Annotated in this window: 3 protein-coding genes; 2 read left to right on the top strand and 1 reads right to left on the bottom strand. The window is 46.9% G+C overall.

All coding sequences use genetic code 11. The features are described 5' to 3' along the window. Nucleotides 1–257 precede the first annotated feature (257 nt). Nucleotides 258–968: a hypothetical protein gene (locus H6F50_RS07760; RefSeq protein ID WP_190428106.1), complete on the top strand. Its 711-nt coding sequence runs from the start codon at nt 258–260 to the stop codon at nt 966–968. A gap of 192 nt (nt 969–1160) precedes the next feature. Here the strand turns inward: H6F50_RS07760 and H6F50_RS07765 are convergent, their stop codons facing one another. Beyond that, entirely contained in the window at nt 1161–1706 is a 546-nt protein-coding gene (locus tag H6F50_RS07765; RefSeq protein ID WP_190428108.1) for a hypothetical protein, read from the bottom strand. 272 nt (nt 1707–1978) lie between these two features. On the opposite strand from H6F50_RS07765, the gene H6F50_RS07770 reads away from it, so the two are divergent. After that, a partial coding sequence (locus H6F50_RS07770) for a cytochrome P450 (protein WP_190428117.1) occupies nt 1979–2700 on the top strand: 722 nt, incomplete at its 3' end.

Here is a 2700-nt window from a genome sequence, read left to right on the forward strand (position 1 = left end):
GTGGATTTTGAGGGCTTGTTCTTGTTCGGGAGTCATCATGGGGAGTAGTTGCAACAATTCCATGCCTTCATCCTGAACGATTTTTCCTCATCCCGCAAAGGTGACATGCTCCCTATTCAGAGGAGCTATGTGCGTTTGGGAGCGCTCGTCTGGTGAGAAAAAATATAGTTTCGCTACTGGCTGTGTTGGTGGGGCTTTCCTATGCATGGCTCGGGATCTTCACGTCTCTGAACTCTTATTTTTTCAACTATCGTGCAATGACCATTCCTGGCTGGTTTAGGTTAGGGGCAACTATCGCTCTTGGGCTATATCTTCTTGGTGTCTATACGACGGCTCTGGCGTTTCAACAGATTTCCACCCGAAAATCGGCAATTGAGCCATCGTTTTTGGTGTTGGGTTGCATCATCGGTTTGCTGGTTGGCAGTTTACCCTTTTTCCTGAATTTCCTAACCCCAATCCCGTACCTGCTTTATTCTCCATATATTATTTTGCCTATTTCACTTTTGCTATCTTTTTTAGGAATTCGGATTGCTTGTAGATATGAACGAAGTAAATCTAATTCCACGCTAATCGTTTTATTGTTGAGAGCCTTAATTCCGTGCGCGATCGCCTTAACCTTAATCTGGCTTCACAACGGCAGTTTCCCCAGTGTCAAAGCTCCTGCTGAAGTTCGGCAGGAATGGGCGTACATACAATTTGGGGATTACAAGGAAGTGGTGAACTCAATCAAAACTTGTCAGCTCATTCTAGAACGAGTAGGCAGCGTGAAAGTTGTGGCACCGACCCAAGGCAGAAACTATATTATTTCCGATCCAGGGAGTTCCGGTCATCAGGGGGAATTGACTTTAGAAGTAATCGGAGACAAAGGTGTAGGTGTCGCTAACTTTAACTTCCACATCGTTACTTCAGTTTCACAGGTTCGATTTACCAATCGGGGGAAAACAGAAACAATCGTCTGTCGAAGGTAGGGGAAAATCTGATTTTTTCTGCCCCAACTCGATCGTCCCTGCAAAAGCGGTCGCCTCTGCAAAGTTGCTTCATCGACAGATGCCCAAGCGAGTGGCATAACCATTGATTCAACTGTTAATTAGCTGTAGAAAACCGCCTATGGCGTAGTTATGTCGCACCCGGCCAAACACGCATCGCGCTTGCAAAGAGGATTAAAAATTAGAGCGACGTTTAGACTGATTTAGAAAATCCTTTAAGGTAAACCAGAGAGATAAACTTCCTAACATTATCAAACTAGCTCCGAGCGGATAGACGTACCAACGATTATCCTGCTCAACTTTTAGAGACTTAGCTTTTGAATCTTGGACAAATGTATTGATCTGGGAGGTTTTGTTCTCTGTAAAACTAAAACCGTTATTCATTGGAAAGTAGAGTTTCCCGTCAGATGTTTGCAAGACAAGCTGAGTTGATTTTCCATGTTTCTGAACGTTTGCTTTCTCTAATCGATCGAGTGGGAAGGGAGTCACGGTTTCCCCTCGCAAACTCGACACCACGAGTTTACACATACCTAACGATTGGCGACGTTCGCATTCTAAGGTTGCCAGTTGAGGATTCAGCAAAAACATTCCACCCCGGATAACCATAAAAACGCCTAGAACCGTTATCCAGAAGGGTTCTTTCAGATGTACGGAAACGCCCTGAAGTTCAAATGAGGTATATCGCCGCCCTGCTTTTTTGGAATCTTTGTCAGTTCCCATGCTTGTCCTCTCCTGTAGGGCATTGAACAAGATAAGTGCCACTTAGATGAGATACAAGCCCATGCATCCTGACTCCGGTTAGCTCGATAAAACCGTCTAAGCCGTAGTTATCTGGCACCCGACCAAAAACGCGATCGCAATAACTTCCGGTTGATGAAGATAGTTAACCCAACGGAGCAAGTAAACTCAAGAGGCAGTTAAGGTTAAGCACATACAGTTACAGACTGTTCGCGCATTTGCTTGATTTGATGTCATCACCGGAGGAGACTAGGATGACTTCGACCACCCTAAAGCCTAATTTGACCGTTCCCGGCCCCCGTCCAGTCCCCATTCTCGGACGTGCTGCCCATATTTATCGCTTCGCGTCCGACTCAATCGGCTATACCCGCGACCTTTTCCAAACCTATGGCTCAGTTGTCTCCCTGACTTATGGTGGGGGCACAAATCTTTATTCACCGCTCCCCAATTGTCCTGGTACTGTATTTGTCTATGGCCCGGAACTCGTGCGCCAAGTAACGACCCAGCACGAGATTTATTATAAGCATCCCTTATCCGGAAAATTGTACCGCAGGCGGGAAGCCTCGGCGCGGACAGAACCCCTGAAGCACTTTGCTGTGGGACTCTTTGGCATCAATAGCGATCGCCATCGGCAAGCTCGTCAACTCCTCATGCCCGCCTTTCACAAACAGCGCATCGAGTCCTACCGCAACGATATCGTTACCATCACCCAATCGGTACTCGATCAAATCCGGGTTGGGGAAAAAAGTGACATTGACCAGATTATGCGACTGCTGACAATGCGAGTGGCGACAAAGACACTGTTTGGTGCTGATGTTGGCGAGATGGGCGGCATTACCGGGAAACTTTTTCAGGATACTGTAGGTTTGCTGGGAACGCCCATGATGGCACTATTCCCTGTGGACTTACCAGGATTGCCCTACCATCGCTTTCTGAATCTAATCGCCCAACTTGACGACGAGATGCGATCGCTGAT

Origin of the sequence: Coleofasciculus sp. FACHB-712 (assembly GCF_014695635.1) — a bacterium.
In the GTDB taxonomy this organism is placed as follows: Bacteria; Cyanobacteriota; Cyanobacteriia; order Cyanobacteriales; family FACHB-T130; genus FACHB-T130.